This window comes from Streptomyces sp. R33 (genome assembly GCF_041200175.1).
GTDB classification, from domain to species: domain Bacteria; phylum Actinomycetota; class Actinomycetes; order Streptomycetales; family Streptomycetaceae; genus Streptomyces; species Streptomyces katrae_B.
Map to the genome: position 1 here is coordinate 6,089,721 of NZ_CP165727.1, position 15,929 is coordinate 6,105,649.

Genomic DNA, 15,929 nt, shown 5'->3' on the forward strand with positions numbered 1-15,929 from the left:
GCCGCCACCGCTCATACGGCCAAAGGCCGGTGTCCACCCCTGTGACGGGGGTGGACACCGGCCTTCGGCCGTACCGTGCCGTTGCCTTACAGGCCGTAGCGCTCGCGCGCCTCCTTGATGGCGGACGCCGGCACCTCGCCGCGGCGGGCGAGCTGGGCCAGCGCGGCCACCACGATCGACTGCGCGTCGACGCCGAAGTGGCGGCGGGCGCCCTCGCGGGTGTCGGACAGGCCGAAGCCGTCCGTACCGAGCGAGGTCCAGTCCTGCTCCACCCACTGGCTGATCTGGTCCGGGACCTGGCGCATCCAGTCGGAGACGGCCAGCACCGGGCTGGTGACGCCCTCGAGCGCGCGGGTGACGTACGGGGTGCGCATCTCGCCGCGCAGCAGTGCCTCGTCGCACTCCAGCGCGTCGCGGCGCAGCTCGCCCCAGGAGGTGGCGGACCAGACGTCGGCGGCCACGTTCCAGTCGGCGGCGAGCAGCTGCTGCGCCTCCAGCGCCCAGTGGATCGCCGTACCCGAGGCCATCAGCTGGATCTTCGGGGCGTCGGCGGCCGGGGCCGACTCCAGTGAGGAGGCCTCGTTGAAGCGGTAGAGGCCGCGCAGGATGCCTTCCTCCACGCCCTCCGGCATGGCCGGCTGCACCTTCGGCTCGTTGTAGACCGTCAGGTAGTAGAAGACGTCCTCGGGCTGCTCGCCGTACATGCGGCGCAGACCGTCCTTGACGATCACCGCGATCTCGTACGCGAACGCCGGGTCGTAGTTGAGCGAGGCCGGGTTCGTGGACGCGATCAGGTGCGAGTGGCCGTCCGCGTGCTGCAGGCCCTCGCCGGTCAGCGTGGTGCGGCCGGCGGTGGCGCCGACGATGAAGCCCTTGCCGAGCTGGTCGGCGAGCTGCCACATCTGGTCGGCGGTGCGCTGCCAGCCGAACATCGAGTAGAAGATGTAGAACGGGATCATCGGCTCGCCGTGCGTCGCGTACGACGTGCAGGCGGCGATGAAGTCGGCCATGGCACCGGCCTCGGTGATCCCCTCGTTGAGGATCTGGCCGTCCTTGGCTTCCTTGTAGTACATCAGCTGGTCGCGGTCGACCGGCTCGTACGTCTGACCCAGCGGCGAGTAGATGCCGGCCGACGGGAACAGGGACTCCATGCCGAAGGTACGCGCCTCGTCGGGGACGATCGGGACCCAGCGCTTGCCGGTCTCCTTGTCCCGCATCAGGTCCTTGACGAGCCGGACGAAGGCCATGGTGGTGGCCATCTCCTGCTTGCCGGAGCCCTTGAGCAGCGGGGCGAAGGAGCGCTCGGCCGGAGCCGGCAGGGCCACGTGGTGGACCTTGCGGGCGGGGGCCGGGCCGCCGAGGGCCGCGCGGCGCTCGTTCAGGTACTGCACCTCGGGGCTGTTCGCGCCCGGGTGGCCGTACGGGACCTTGCCGTCGACGAAGGCGCTGTCGGGGATCGGGAGGCCAAGGAGGTCACGCATGTCCTTGAACTCGTCGGTCGTCAGCTTCTTCATCTGGTGGTTCGCGTTCTTCGACTCGAACCCGGCGCCCAGCGTGTAGCCCTTGACGGTCTGCGCGAGGATGACCGTCGGCGCGCCCTTGTGCTCCAGGGCGGCCTTGTACGCGGCGTAGACCTTGCGGGGCTCGTGGCCGCCGCGGGAGCTGTGGAAGCACTCGGCGATCTTCGCGTCGGAGAGCAGGCCGCCCAGGGCGACGAGCTCGGCGTTCGCGCCGAAGAAGTGCTGGCGGATGTAGGCCACGTCGCGGGTCGCGTACGTCTGGAACTGCGCGTCCGGTACCTCGCGCAGGCGGCGTACCAGGGCGCCCGTGGTGTCGAGCTGGAACAGCTCGTCCCAGGCGGAGCCCCACAGCGACTTGATGACGTTCCAGCCGGCGCCGCGGAACTGGGCCTCCAGCTCCTGGACCACGCGGAAGTTGGCGCGGACCGGACCGTCGAGGCGCTGCAGGTTGCAGTTGATGACGAAGGTCAGGTTGTCGAGCTGCTCGCGGGAGGCGAGGGCCAGGGCGGCGGTCGACTCGGGCTCGTCCATCTCGCCGTCGCCGAGGAAGGCCCAGACGTGCGAGTTCGCGGTGTCCTTGATGCTGCGGTTCTGCAGGTAGCGGTTGAAGCGCGCCTGGTAGATCGCGGACAGCGGGCCGAGGCCCATGGAGACCGTGGGGAACTCCCACAGCCACGGCAGGCGCCGCGGGTGCGGGTAGGACGGCAGGCCGTTGCCGCCGGACTCCTGGCGGAAGTTGTCGAGCTGCTGCTCGGAGATGCGCCCGTCGAGGAAGGCGCGGGCGTAGATGCCGGGGGAGGCGTGGCCCTGGATGTAGAGCTGGTCGCCCGATCCGTCGGCCTCCTTCCCGCGGAAGAAGTGCTGGAAGCCGGTCTCGTAGAGCCAGGCCGCCGAGGCGAAGGTGGCGATGTGGCCGCCGACGCCGTACTTGGAGCCGCGGGTCACCATGGCGGCCGCGTTCCAGCGGTTCCATGCGGTGATCTTGGCTTCCATCTCCTCGTCGCCCGGGAACTCGGGCTCGGCGGAGGTGGGGATGGTGTTGACGTAGTCCGTCTCCAGCAGCTTCGGCAGGGCGAGGCCGGCGGCCTCGGCGTGCTGGAGGGTGCGGCGGAGCAGGTATTCGGCGCGGCGCGTACCGGCGGCCTTGGCGACGGCGTCGAGGGAGGCCGCCCATTCGGCGGTCTCCTCGGTGTCGCGGTCCGGGAGCTGGTCGAGCTCGCTCGGAAGCTTTCCTACGGGGTCGGACATCGGTGTGCGCCGCCTTCCGGACAAAGGAGAGGTGGTGAAGAAATCCCTGACGGGCAGGACAGGGTCGATGGGCCCGGGTGGGGTCCGTCGTCGACTGTAAATCGCTGATCGATGATCGATCAAACGAATGTGACGTTGAAATGGCCATCCGGCCAAAAGTCGGCACCCGGTGCCAGGAAATCAGGCACCCGGTGCCGGGCAAACCGGGACAGAGTGACCCGTCAGGCGCGGGGTGCGCACCCCAGGACGTGCCGCTTCACCAGCACGCCGATGTCCGGATCCTGATTGCGGAACGCCTCCACGAGGGCCGCGTGCTCCTCGGCGTACGACTTCTGGACGGTTCCGAGCCAGCGGATGGACAGGGCCGTGAACACCTCGATGCCCAGGCTCTCCCACGTGTGCAGCAGCACGCTGTTCCCGGCCGCCCGCACCAGCTCCCGGTGGAACCCGACGGTGTGCCGCACCTGCGCGGTCCCGTCCTCCGTGCGGTCGGCCTCCCACAGGGCCGCCACGTGCGGCTCCAGCGCCGAGCAGTCGGCCGCCAGCCGGGGCGCGGCCAGCTCGGCCGCGATCTGCTCCAGGCCGGCCCGGACCGGGTAGATCTCCTCCAGGTCGGCCGCCGACAGGTTCCGGACGCGCACGCCCTTGTTCGGCGCCGACTCGATCAGCCGCAGCGTCTCCAGCTCGCGCAGCGCCTCGCGCACGGGCGTCTGGCTGACCTCGAGCTCGACGGCGATCCGCCGCTCGACGATCCGCTCGCCGGGCTTCCAGCGCCCGCTGACGATCCCCTCCACGATGTGCTCGCGGATCTGCTCGCGCAGCGAGTGCACAACGGGTGGGGTGATCATCCGGGCTTCATCTCCTGTGGGGGCATGCAGAGCTCTGATGCGTAGACAATACGGCGGAGTAGCCCGCTGGGATGCGTTCCTGGTCAGGGCCGTTGGGTGAGGCTGGTAACAAGGACGACGCCCAGCGCCGTGACCCGGCCCACCGACAGCCGGTACGCGCCCGGTTGCGGCGGCGGGAACGAGGCGGCGTAGCGGCCGCCGCCCAGGCTGCGCAGGGGGCGGGCCGTCGGGCTGCCGCCGTCCGACGGGCGCAGTTCCGCCGTGAGCCGCAGTTCCGAGTCGGGAGCCGTGACCGTGACCTCGTACGGGACTCCGGCCGCCAGTACGGCGGGTGCCTGGACGCCCAGGCGGGCCGTGGCGGCGGGGTGTTCGCGGCGGTGGGGCGGGGGCGTATGGCCCAGGAGGCCCCACAGGGCTTCCCGGACGCCCCGGTTGTGGTGCAGGGAGCCGTGCTGCTCGTACGGGGTGAACGACCCGGCCACCGCGCAGCCGTCGCCGGGAGCGTCCGCCGGGAGGGCCGCGAGGAGCGGGACCGCGCCGTCGCCGCCCCCGGCGGCGCCGTCGAGGTCCGGCAGGAGCGTCAGACGGCCGTCCGCGTACGAGGCGCTCATCGCCGTGGGCTGGCCGGCACCGGCGATCGCGTGCAGTTCGGCCCGCGGTGGGGCGCTGCGCAGGTCCGCGTGGAAGCCGGCCGCATCCGCCAGCAGGGCCGCGTCCACGCCCGGCAGACCCGGCAGGTCCCGGGCGTACGCGAGGCCCTGCGGGCCCGTCACGCATGCGTAGTCGGCGGCCAGCTGGTGCAGGGACGGCAGGCTGCGGGCGAACGCCCCGAGGTCCGGGCCCGGCAGGAGGCCGCCGTTGACCAGGTGGGCCAGGGCTTCCACGGAGCCCCGGTGCGGGGTGCCCAGGGTGATCAGGCGGCGGGTGATCTCGTGGCCGCCGAGGCGCTCCACGTAGTGCCGGGCCACCAGCCCGCCCAGCGAGTGGCAGAGGAAGACCACCCGGGCCTCGCGGCGCTCGGGGGCCGAGGCCCGCCAGCGCTCCAGCTCCAGGTCGATGCGGCCCTTCAGCCGCTCCGCGTTGAAGCGGCAGGACAGCCGCCAGTCGTACGGGAACGTGAGGAGGTTGTCCGACACCGACAGGGTGAAGTGCCGCTCCAGCCAGCGCAGCAGGTCCGTGTAGCCGTCCACCGGGTGCCAGATGCCGGGGAGGGCGTGCAGATCGGGCATGAGGCCCACGGGGACGACGCCGTCGCCCGGATCCCCGTCGCCGATGTCCTCGGGGAGGCGCAGGGCCGCCGCGGAGCGGCCGAAGGTCTGCAGGCCACGTAACAGGGCGGCGCCCGACAGGTCCCAGACCGCCGTGCCGTCGGCGTCCGCCAGGCGGCTGCCCGTCATGCCCGGCAGTACCACGACGAGATCCGTCACCCGTGCCCGTGCCATACGACGCCCCCCCCAGATGTCACACATGGACCCACCAGGGTATGACGACGGCGCCCCCGCCCGAAGTGGTTCCGGGCGGGGGCGCCGTCGTGGCGTCTGCCGATGGGGCGTCAGCCTCAGAGGCCGAGCTCGACCTCGAACTCGCCGGCCTCGAGGATCGCCTTGACGGCCGAGAGGTACCGGGCCGCGTCCGCGCCGTCCACCAGGCGGTGGTCGTAGGACAGGGTCAGGTACGTCATGTCGCGGACGCCGATGACGGTGCCCTCGGGGGTCTCGATGACCATCGGGCGCTTGACCGTGGCACCGATGCCCAGGATGGCGACCTGGTTCGGGGGCACGATGACCGTGTCGAACAGCGCACCGCGCGAGCCGGTGTTGCTGATGGTGAAGGTCGCGCCCGACAGCTCGTCCGGCGTGATCTTGTTGCCGCGGACCTTGGCGGCCAGGTCGGCGGTCGCCTTGGAGATGCCCGCCAGGTTGAGGTCACCGGCACCCTTGATGACCGGGGTCATCAGGCCCTTCTCGGAGTCCACGGCGATGCCGATGTTCTCCGAGTCGAAGTAGGTGATGGTGCCCTCGTCGTCGTTGATCCGGGCGTTGACGACCGCGTGGGCCTTCAGCGCCTGGGCGGCGGCCTTGACGAAGAACGGCATCGGCGAGAGCTTGACGCCCTCGCGGGCCAGGAAGGAGCCCTTGGCCTGCTCGCGCAGCTTCATGATCTTGGTGATGTCCACCTCGACCACGGAGCTGAGCTGAGCCTGCGAGTGCAGCGCCTTCATCATGTTGTCGCCGATGACCTTGCGCATGCGGGTCATCTTGACGGTCTGGCCACGCAGCTCGGAGACCGCGGCGGCCGGGGCCTTCGCGGCGGGAGCGGCGGCAGCCGGAGCCGGGGCGGCAGCGGCGGCCTTGGCGGCCTCGGCAGCGGCGAGGACGTCCTGCTTGCGGATACGGCCACCGACGCCGGTGCCCGAGACCTGCGACAGGTTGACGCCGGACTCCGAGGCGAGCTTGCGCACCAGCGGGGTCACGTACGCGCCCTCGTCACCGGCGGAGACCGGGGCGGCGGGGGCAGCGGGGGCAGCGGGGGCGGCAACCGGAGCCGGGGCAGCGACCGGAGCCGCAGCGGCCACGGGGGCCGGAGCGGCAACCGGAGCGGCCGGGGCGGCCGGAGCCGGAGCGGCGGCCGGGGCAGCCGGGGCGGCCGGAGCCGGGGCGGCAGCGGCCGGGGCGGCCGGGGCCGGGGCGGCAGCGGCCGGAGCAGCCGCGGCCGGAGCCGGAGCGGCGGCCGGGGCGGCACCCGCGGCGCCGATGACGGCCAGGACGGTGCCGACCTCGGCGGTCTCGTCCTCGTTGATCCGGATCTCGAGCAGCGTGCCGGAGACCGGCGCGGGGATCTCGGTGTCGACCTTGTCCGTGGAGACCTCGAGCAGCGGCTCGTCGGCCTCGACGGACTCGCCGACCTGCTTCAGCCAGCGGGTGACGGTGCCCTCGGTGACGCTCTCGCCCAGGGCGGGGAGAACGACGTCCGTGCCGGAGGCGGCAGGGGCGGCGGCGGCCGGAGCCGCAGCGGCCGGAGCCGGGGCCGCGGGGGCCTCGGCGACCGGAGCCGGAGCGGCCGGCGCGGCCGGAACCTCGGCGACGACGGTCTCGGCCTCGGCGGCGGCCGGCGCGCCGGAGCCGTCGTCGATGACGGCCAGCTCGGCGCCGACCTCGACGGTCTCGTCCTCGGCGACCTTGATGGACGCCAGGACGCCGGACACGGGCGACGGGATCTCGGTGTCGACCTTGTCGGTCGAGACCTCGAGCAGCGGCTCGTCGGCCTCGACGCGCTCGCCCTCGGCCTTCAGCCAGCGGGTGACAGTGCCCTCAGTGACGCTCTCGCCGAGCGCCGGAAGGGTTACGGAAACCGACATGGTTTCTGTTGCTCCTTACGAAAGTGCGGAAGTGGTCGTCGCGCCCGGGACGATCAGTCGTGGGAGTGAAGCGGCTTGCCGGCCAGGGCCAGGTGGGCCTCGCCGAGCGCCTCGTTCTGGGTCGGGTGCGCGTGGATGAGCTGCGCGACCTCGGCCGGCAGGGCCTCCCAGTTGTAGATCAGCTGGGCCTCGCCGACCTGCTCGCCCATCCGGTCACCGACCATGTGGACGCCGACCACGGCACCGTCCTTGACCTGGACGAGCTTGATCTCGCCCGCGGTCTTCAGGATCTTGCTCTTGCCGTTGCCCGCCAGGTTGTACTTCAAGGCCACGACCTTGTCCGCACCGTAGATCTCCTTGGCCTTGGCCTCGGTGATGCCGACGGAAGCGACCTCGGGGTGGCAGTACGTGACGCGCGGAACGCCGTCGTAGTCGATCGGGACGGTCTTCAGACCGGCCAGACGCTCCGCGACCAGGATGCCCTCGGCGAAGCCGACGTGCGCGAGCTGCAGGGTCGGGACGAGGTCACCGACCGCCGAGATCGTCGGCACGTTGGTCTGCATGTACTCGTCGACCAGGACGTAGCCGCGGTCCATCGCGACGCCCTGCTCCTCGTAGCCGAGGCCCTGCGAGACCGGGCCGCGGCCGACGGCGACCAGCAGCACCTCGGCCTCGAAGGTCTTGCCGTCGGCCAGCGTGACGCGCACGCCGGTCTCGGTGTACTCGGCCTTGTCGAAGAAGGTGCCGAGGTTGAACTTGATGCCGCGCTTGCGGAACGCGCGCTCCAGCAGCTTCGAGCTGTTCTCGTCCTCGACCGGGACGAGGTGCTTGAGGCCCTCGATCACGGTGATGTCGGAGCCGAAGGACTTCCACGCCGAGGCGAACTCGACGCCGATGACGCCGCCGCCCAGGACGATCGCCGACTCGGGGACGCGGTCCAGGACCAGCGCGTGGTCCGAGGAGATGATGCGGTTGCCGTCGATGTTCAGGCCCGGCAGCGACTTCGGCACGGAGCCGGTCGCCAGCAGGATGTGGCGGCCCTGGATGCGCTGGCCGTTCACGTCGACGGAGGTCGGCGAGGAAAGGCGGCCCTCACCCTCGATGTACGTCACCTTGCGGGAGGCGACCAGGCCCTGCAGGCCCTTGTACAGGCCCGAGATGACCTCGTCCTTGTACTTCTGCACACCCGCGATGTCGATGCCCTCGAAGGTGGCCTTCACGCCGAACTGGGCGGCTTCGCGCGCCTGGTCCGCGATCTCGCCCGCGTGGAGCAGGGCCTTCGTGGGGATGCAGCCGTTGTGCAGGCAGGTGCCGCCGAGCTTGTTCTTCTCGATCAGGGCAACGTCCAGACCCAGCTGGGATGCGCGCAGAGCTGCGGCGTAACCGCCACTGCCACCGCCGAGGATCACTAGGTCGAAAACGGTGCTGGCGTCGTTCGCCACGTCACGTCCTCCATGCATGTGCGCCGGGCACCGGTCCTCTGTGACCGGGCGGCGGCTGGTAATCGGCCGCTTGTTTCTTCGGCCCTGTGGTGGGGGCCCTGTCCTGCCGAGAACCCATCTTCGCATTTGTCGGGGGAACGCGGGACGCCGGGCCCGGACTGTGGCAGGTCGTTCTGCCCGAAGCAACGGTTACCCGTGCGTAGAAACCTACGGATTGCTTCGGATTCCGTCGTGAGCGAACCTCGCCCCGGGCCTCCTCCAAGGGCCCGGGGCGAGTCGCGTCTCACACGGGGAGCGTCAGCCCAGGTCGCCCGTGGCCGTACGCTCGGCCAGCCGCACCAGGGTGCGCACGGCGGAGCCGGTGCCGCCCTTGGGGGTGTAGCCGTACGGCGCACCCTCGTGGAAGGCCGGGCCCGCGATGTCGAGGTGCGCCCAGGTGATGCCCTCGCCGACGAACTCCTGCAGGAAGAGGCCGGCCACCAGGCCGCCGCCCATGCGCTCGCCCATGTTGGCGATGTCGGCGGTGGGGGAGTCCATGCCCTTGCGCAGGTCCGCGGGGAGCGGCATCGGCCAGGAGGCCTCGCCGACCTCCTCGGCGATCTCGTGGACCGCCGTGCGGAAGGCGTCGTCGTTGGACATGATCGCGAAGGTCCGGTTGCCCAGGGCCAGCACCATGGCACCGGTCAGGGTCGCGACGTCGACGATCGCGTCCGGGTTCTCCTCGGAGGCCTTGGTCAGCGCGTCGCCCAGGACGAGGCGGCCCTCGGCGTCGGTGTTCAGGACCTCGACGGTCTTGCCGCTGTACATGCGCAGCACGTCGCCGGGGCGCGTGGCGGAGCCGGAGGGCATGTTCTCGGCGAGCGCGAGCCAGCCGGTGACGTTGACCTCGAGGCCCAGCTTGGCCGCGGCCACGACGGAGGCGAACACGGCGGCGGCGCCGGACATGTCGCACTTCATCGTCTCGTTGTGGCCGGCCGGCTTCAGGGAGATGCCGCCCGAGTCGTAGGTGATGCCCTTGCCGACGAAGGCGAGGTGCTTCTCCGCCTTGGGGTGGGTGTAGGCGATCTTCACCAGGCGCGGCGGGTTCTCGGAGCCCTTGCCGACGCCCATGATGCCGCCGAAGCCGCCCTTGGTCAGCGCCTTCTCGTCCAGGACCTGGACCTTGAGCCCGTGCTCCTTGGCGGTCGCGGACGCGACGGCGGCGAAGGCCTCGGGGGTGAGGTCGTTCGGCGGGGTGTTGATCAGGTCGCGGGCGATGTTGACCTCGGTCGCGACGACCGTGGCGCGCTCGACGGCGGCCTTGTGCTCCTTGTCGCGCGGCTTGGCACCCAGCAGGGCGACCTCGGCGAGCGGCTGCTTCGGGCCGCCGTTCTTGTCGCCGTTCTTGCGGGCCTTGTTCTCGCCGCCCTGGTAGGCGGTGAAGGCGTACGCGCCCAGCAGCGCGCCCTCGGCGACGGCGGTGATGGCGGAGGCGTCGTCCAGGGGCAGCGCGAAGGCGGCCTTCTTGGTGCCGTGCAGCGCACGGGCGGCGGCGCCGGCGGCGCGGCGCAGGGCCTCCTCGTCGTACGACTCGTCCTTCTCGGGGACGGGGCCCAGTCCGACCGCCAGCACGACCGGGACCTTCAGGCCGTCCGGCGCCGGCAGCTTGGTGGTCTCGCCTTCGGCGCCGGAGGCACCGAGTGCGTCGAGCACGGCGGCGAGCTTTCCGTCGTACGCCTTGTCCACGGCCTCGGCGCCTGCGGCGACGACCGGGCCCTTCGGGCCCTTCGCCACGCCGACCACGAGGGCGTCGGCGCGGAGCGTCGCCGCGCCGGCAGTGCTGAGAGTCAGAGCAGTCACGGTGGTGAAGTCTCGCTTCCGTTTGTGTTGTGGGCCGAGTGGGTGGACGGCCATCCGTAGCGATCGTATTCCGGCCCGACGGCCGCCAGAAATGAGCCTACGCGTACCGGCTGGCCCGTACGCCACTCGAAGGTTTGGCAAGTTGTTCGATCAAGACGCCACCAGGTTCACCCATCCGTGGCTTCCGGACCAGGTTTGCCCTTTAGACCTGACGAGGTCCGAGAGACTCGAGCCACTCTCGCAAGGGGACGCGGGGTCCCTTTGCATGATTTCCACAGAGCCTCCTCGGCCCGGCCGACCGCCACAGGGCCGTTGTCGAGTGATGCCTGCGGGGGGAAAGGCCGAAATGGTCAACAAGAACCGGATGAACAGGGCTGCCGCCGCAATGGCGGTGGCAGCGCTGATGTCCGTGGCAATGCCCGCTGCGACCGCACAGGCGGCCGCGACACCGCGCATCGACCTGAAGGTGCTCGTCGTCGACGACGGCGGCAGCTCGGTCGAGGCCATCACCGCGGAGCTCCGGGACACCGGAGTCCCCTACACCCGCGTCCTGCTGGGCGGCTCCGACCGCCCGGTGATCAACGCCGCGTTCCTCAGCGACACGGTCGACGGCCGGCCGCGCGCCAAGTACCAGGGCGTCGTGCTGCCGAACGAGAACCCGTTCGGCGAGGGCTCGGCCGAGATGGCCGCGCTGACCGCGTACGAGACGACGTACGGAGTCCGCCAGGTCGACGCGTACACCTGGGCCCACCCGGGCGTGGGGCTCGAGTACACCGACAACGGCGGCTACAGCGGGCAGCTCGACGGCACCCAGGCCGCGGTCACCACGGCCGGCAAGGCGGGCCCCTTCAACTACCTCGCCGGTCAAGTCGCCTTCGAGGACAACTCCACCCTGATTCCGGAGAGTTTCGGGTTCATGGGCAAGCCGCGGGCCGGCTACACCAGCTACCTCGACGCACCCGTCGCCGGCGGACGGGCCTCGCTCGTCGGCGAGTACACGCACGACGGACGCAGCGAACTGGTCGTCACCTTCGGATACAACCAGTACCAGCAGCAGTTCCGGCTGCTGGCCCGCGGCATCGTCGACTGGCTCACCCAGGGGGTCCACCTCGGCCAGAGCCGCAGCTACTTCGCGGTACACGTCGACGACGTCTTCGCCCCGGACGCCCGCTGGAGCAAGGACCTCAACTGCACGCCCGGCGACTACGCCTGTGCGGGCGGCGAGGGCAAGGAGAGCACCATCCGCATGACCGCCGCCGACGCCCAGTACGCGGCGCAGTGGCAGACGAGCAAGAACTTCAAGCTCGACCTCCTCTTCAACGCCGGCGCCGGCGAGGAGTGGAAGGCCGAGAACGGCGGCACCGACGCCCTCACCGCGCAACTGGTCGCGGACCGGGCCAAGTACCGCTGGATGAACCACACCTACACGCACCCGTTCCTCGGCTGCGTCCAGAACACCACCACCGTCCCGTGGACCTGTACGACGAACAGCGCGGGCGCGATCAACTGGATGAGCCGCGCCGAGATCTCCGCCCAGATCCGCGACAACAACAACTGGGCCGCCGCCAAGGGCATCACCACCGACCGCACCGAGCTCGTCACCGGCGAGCACTCGGGCCTCAAGACCCTGCCGCAGCAGGCCCAGGACAACCCCAACCTGGCCGGCGCGCTCGCCGACAACGGGGTCAAGTGGGCGGGCAGCGACAACTCGCGCGAGCCCGTGCAGCGCGCGGTCGGCGCCGCCCTGACCGTCCCCCGCTACCCGATGAACGTGTACTACAACACGGGCACCAACGCGGAGATGGCCGACGAGTACAACTGGATCTACACCAGCCGCGCCGACGGCGGCAGCGGGGTCTGCGAGGACAACCCCGCGACCTCCACCTGTCTCCCGGCCCCGCTCAGCACCACCACCGGCTACCTGGACTACATCGTCCCGGCCGAGGCGCGGACCGCCCTGCGCCACGTCCTGGCCAACGACCCGCGTCCGCACTACGTCCACCAGTCCAACCTCGCCGAGGACCGCACCCTCTACCCGGTGCTCAACCAGGTCCTGGACACCTACCGCGCGCTCTACGCGCCCAGCGCCCCGATCGTGAACCAGAGCATGAAGGACACCGGGGTGGAGCTGAGCCGCCGGGCCGCCTGGGACAAGGCGCTGGCCGAAGGCAAGGTCACCGCCTACCGCATCGGGACCGCCGTCACCGTCAAGGCGCCGTCCGGCGTCGTCGCCCCGGTGACCGCACCCACCGGCACCAAGAAGCAGCTCCTGCTGGGCACCGCCGACTTCGGCACCGCCTACGCGGGCAACCGCTCGGCGTGGACCGCGCCCGAGCTGCTGCAGAGCGCGGTCACGCTCAAGCTGCCCAGCTGACCTGCCGCCGCACCACCTGCACGGGTGAGTGAGCCGAAGGGGGCGCGTCGGCGAAGGAGGGCGAGCGCCCGGAGGAAACCGCGAGGTACGAGCGGTTTTCGAGGACGCACGCCCTCCTGGAGCCGACAAGGGCGCCCCCGGAGGCGAGCGAGCCCCAAAAAGAGAGTCCTGGGGGGACACAGCGCATGAGCCATGGGCGTCATGTCACCATGCTCACCGAAGGCACCTATCCGCACGTCCACGGGGGAGTCAGCACCTGGTGCGACCAGCTGGTACGCGGGATGCCGGAGGTCGACTTCAACGTCATAGCCCTGACCGGCTCCGGGCGCGAGCCGGTCACCTGGGAGCTGCCGCGCAACGTCTACCGGCACACCGCCGTCCCGCTCTGGGGACCGCCGCCGGGACGCAGCCGCCGCTCCGCCCTGCGGGGCAAGGCGCACCGCCGCTTCACCGAGACCTACGAAACCTTCCTGCTCTCGCTCCTCGACCCGGCCCGCGGCGGATTCTCCGAAGCCCTGCACGAGCTCGCCGTCCTGGCCCGGGCGGGCCGCCTCGCCCCGGCCCTGCGTTCCGAAACGGTCCTGCGGCTGCTGATGACCGTATGGACCCGGCCCGGCCTCGTCACCGCCGCCGCCGAGCCCACCGTCCACGACGCGCTCACCGCCACCGACCTGATCGAGCACGCGCTGCGGCCGCTGTCCGTACGGATCCCGCCGGACAGCGTCGCGCACGCCGTCAGCAGCGGGCTCGCCACGCTCCCGGCCCTCGCCGCCAAGTACCTCGACGAGGTGCCCTTCCTGCTCACCGAGCACGGCATCTACCTGCGCGAGCGCTACCTCGGCTACCGCACCGCGGAACAGCGCTGGCCGGTCAAGGCGCTGATGCTCGGCTTCTACCGGGAGCTCAACACCGAGGGCTACCGGCAGGCCGACCTGATCACCCCGTGCAACCAGTACAACCGCCGCTGGGAGGAGCGCGGCGGCGCCGCCCCCGACCGCATCCGCACGGTCTACAACGGGGTCGACCCGTACGTCTTCCCCGACGCCGGCCCCGAACCCGAGGTGCCCACCCTCAGCTGGTGCGGGCGCATCGACCCGATCAAGGACCTCGAAACCCTCATCCGGGCCTACGCGTTCATGCGCGAGGAGCTGCCCGCCCTGCGGCTGCGCCTGTTCGGCCCGGTCCCGGCCGGCTGCGAGGAGTACAAGCTCCGCCTGGAGAAACTCGCCGCCGAACTCGGGGTGAGCGACGGCATCTCGTACGAGGGCCGCATCGCGGAGGTGGCCCGGGCCTACGCGGCGGGCAGCGTCGTGATGCTCTCCAGCATCAGCGAGGGCTTCCCCTTCAGCATCATCGAGGCCATGTCCTGCGGCCGCACCACCGTCTCCACCGACGTCGGCGGGGTGCGGGAGGCCGTCGGCGACACCGGGCTCGTGGTCCCGCCGCGCGAACCGGAGACCATGGCCCGCGCCACCCTCGCCCTGCTCCGCGACGACGAACGCCGCGCCGAACTGGGCCGGCGCTCCCGCAAGCGGGTGATCGAGAAGTTCACGCTCCACCAGTCCGTGGACGGCTTCCGGCACATCTACCGCGGCCTCGCCCAAGCCGGGCAGCCCGTGCTGCCCGTCCGCGAGGGCGGCGACTGGACGCAGCGGGTCGCCGACCCCTGGTACCGCGAACTCGCCGCCGACGGGAGCCTGTGGTGAGCGGATCCCTCTGGCTGCGCGTCCCCGGCGGCGACACCCTGCCCGCCCTCCCCCGGCCCCGGCGCACCGGGCCGGGGGACCCCGGCCCCGCCGGCGACCCGATGGACGAACTCGCCGAACGCCTCGGACCCTTCATCGCGGCGGCCGTCCACCCCGACGAGATCGCCGCCGTCCTCGAATCCGACGGGATGACCGACGAGCACATCCGGCTCACCTACGGGCGCCACGACTCCTTCGGCCTCGCCGAGGAGCTCTACGCCCGGGTGCCGCGCGCCTTCCCGGAGCCGCAGCACGTCCCCGACCCGTGGAAGGTCTCCCTCACGGCCTGCCTGCTCCGCGGGGTGATCTTCGCCCTGCCCGGTCTGGCGTACGTCCTGGGCGCCCCGCTGCTGGAGGGTCCGCAGGACCGGCTCGGGCTGCCCGCCGGCACGCTGACCCTGCTCGCCGGGGCGCTCATCGGCTGGGTGTGGGACCAGACGCTGTCCCACCGGGCCTACTCCTGGATGGGCCTGGGCGACCGGGCCGCTGCCGGGCGGACCCTGCTCGTCGGCGCCCCCGCCGGCGCCCTGCTCGGCATCGCCGCCGCGCTGACCGTGCCGGGCGGGCCGCCGTTCTCGTACGCGTTCGCCGCCGGGCAGGCCCTGTACGTCGGGGCCGCCACCGTGCTGCTGGTCCTCGGCCGGGAGCGGGTGCTGCTCGCCGCGCTCGCCCCGATGGCCGCGGGGTCGCTGCTCGCGCTGTTCACCGACCCGCCCGTGCCGCTGCGGGTGGGCCTGCTGCTGGTGTCCCTGCTGGCCGCCTGCACCCTCGCCGTACGGGAGCTGCCGCTGGCCGAGGGCGTACGGGCCGGCGCGCGCCGGATCCGGGGCTGGGCCGGACACCGGCCCGGCGAGGGCCCGGTGCGCTGGCGGATGCTGCGGGGCGCCGAGGAGGAGTACGGCCCGCGCGGACCCCGCATCGGGGACTCCGTGCCGTACGGGGTGTTCGGCCTCGGGACCGGCCTGCTCGTGCTGTACGCCGCGCTGGGGGAAGTGCTCGCCGGGGGTCCCGCCGAGGCCGTCGCCGCCCCCTCGGCGGTGGCGCTCACCCTCAGCATGGGTCCCGCCGAATGGCTGCTCCACCGGTTCCGCAGCGGGAGCCTGGCCGGGCTGCGGGCGGCCCGCTCGCCCCGGCAGTTCTGGCTGCGGATGCTCGGCACGCTGGGCCGCTGCCTCGCCGCGTACCTGGCGGTGCTGCTGCTCCTCGGGCTGGTCGGCACCCTGCTGTGGCCGGGGGCCCCGGGCCTGACCGTGGTCCGGGTCGCGACGCTGCTGCTGCTCGGCTCCGTCATGTGGACCGGGCTGCTGCTCCAGTCCTTCGGGGCGGTCCGGCCCGCGGCCGTGGTCTGCGCCTCGGCGGCCGTCGCCCAGAGCCTGGCGCTGCTGCTGGGGGCGGGGCAGCCGCGACTGGTCCAGCTGGTGGTGGCGGGTGCGGCCGCGGCGGCGCTGGGCACGCTGGTCTGCCTGCTCCTCGGCCGCGCGACGGCCCACCGCTGATTCCCGACCCGTACGACATGACCTGTACAACGTGAACCCGTACAACGTGAACCCGTACA

At 71.8% G+C, this 15,929-nt stretch carries 9 protein-coding genes; 3 read left to right on the top strand and 6 right to left on the bottom strand.

The features are described 5' to 3' along the window. Nucleotides 1–86: 86 nt before the first annotated feature. The 6 genes from aceE to AB5J51_RS28070 all read right to left on the bottom strand — a co-directional run bounded on the left by aceE (nucleotide 87) and on the right by AB5J51_RS28070 (nucleotide 10,255). Nucleotides 87–2,768, bottom strand: coding sequence for a pyruvate dehydrogenase (acetyl-transferring), homodimeric type (gene aceE, locus AB5J51_RS28045; RefSeq protein WP_053785122.1), 2,682 nt, complete (start codon nucleotides 2,766–2,768; stop codon nucleotides 87–89). 221 nt (nucleotides 2,769–2,989) lie between these two features. Further along, nucleotides 2,990–3,613 carry a GntR family transcriptional regulator gene (locus AB5J51_RS28050; RefSeq protein ID WP_030291700.1) on the bottom strand — a complete coding sequence of 208 codons (624 nt, stop codon included), beginning with the start codon at nucleotides 3,611–3,613 and terminating at the stop codon, nucleotides 2,990–2,992. Nucleotides 3,614–3,699: 86 nt separating this feature from the next. Continuing rightward, nucleotides 3,700–5,058, bottom strand: a complete 1,359-nt coding sequence (locus tag AB5J51_RS28055; RefSeq protein ID WP_369778963.1) for a hypothetical protein — start codon at nucleotides 5,056–5,058, stop codon at nucleotides 3,700–3,702. 116 nt (nucleotides 5,059–5,174) lie between these two features. After that, entirely contained in the window at nucleotides 5,175–6,974 is a 1,800-nt protein-coding gene (gene sucB, locus AB5J51_RS28060; protein WP_369778964.1) for a 2-oxoglutarate dehydrogenase, E2 component, dihydrolipoamide succinyltransferase, read from the bottom strand. 53 nt (nucleotides 6,975–7,027) lie between these two features. Further along, nucleotides 7,028–8,416: a dihydrolipoyl dehydrogenase gene (lpdA, locus tag AB5J51_RS28065; protein ID WP_030291706.1), complete on the bottom strand. Its 1,389-nt coding sequence runs from the start codon at nucleotides 8,414–8,416 to the stop codon at nucleotides 7,028–7,030. 297 nt (nucleotides 8,417–8,713) lie between these two features. After that, nucleotides 8,714–10,255 carry a leucyl aminopeptidase gene (locus AB5J51_RS28070; RefSeq protein WP_053785125.1) on the bottom strand — a complete coding sequence of 514 codons (1,542 nt, stop codon included), beginning with the start codon at nucleotides 10,253–10,255 and terminating at the stop codon, nucleotides 8,714–8,716. Nucleotides 10,256–10,601: 346 nt separating this feature from the next. On the opposite strand from AB5J51_RS28070, the gene AB5J51_RS28075 reads away from it, so the two are divergent. The 3 genes from AB5J51_RS28075 to AB5J51_RS28085 all read left to right on the top strand — a co-directional run bounded on the left by AB5J51_RS28075 (nucleotide 10,602) and on the right by AB5J51_RS28085 (nucleotide 15,870). Further along, nucleotides 10,602–12,629 (top strand): hypothetical protein, encoded by a 2,028-nt coding sequence (locus AB5J51_RS28075; RefSeq protein ID WP_053785126.1) that lies wholly within the window; start codon nucleotides 10,602–10,604, stop codon nucleotides 12,627–12,629. 185 nt (nucleotides 12,630–12,814) lie between these two features. Next, nucleotides 12,815–14,335, top strand: coding sequence for a GT4 family glycosyltransferase PelF (gene pelF / locus AB5J51_RS28080; RefSeq protein ID WP_053785127.1), 1,521 nt, complete (start codon nucleotides 12,815–12,817; stop codon nucleotides 14,333–14,335). Continuing rightward, entirely contained in the window at nucleotides 14,332–15,870 is a 1,539-nt protein-coding gene (locus AB5J51_RS28085; RefSeq protein WP_369778965.1) for a hypothetical protein, read from the top strand. Before pelF ends, AB5J51_RS28085 begins: the two co-directional genes overlap by 4 nt. The last annotated feature ends 59 nt before the right edge of the window (nucleotides 15,871–15,929 follow it).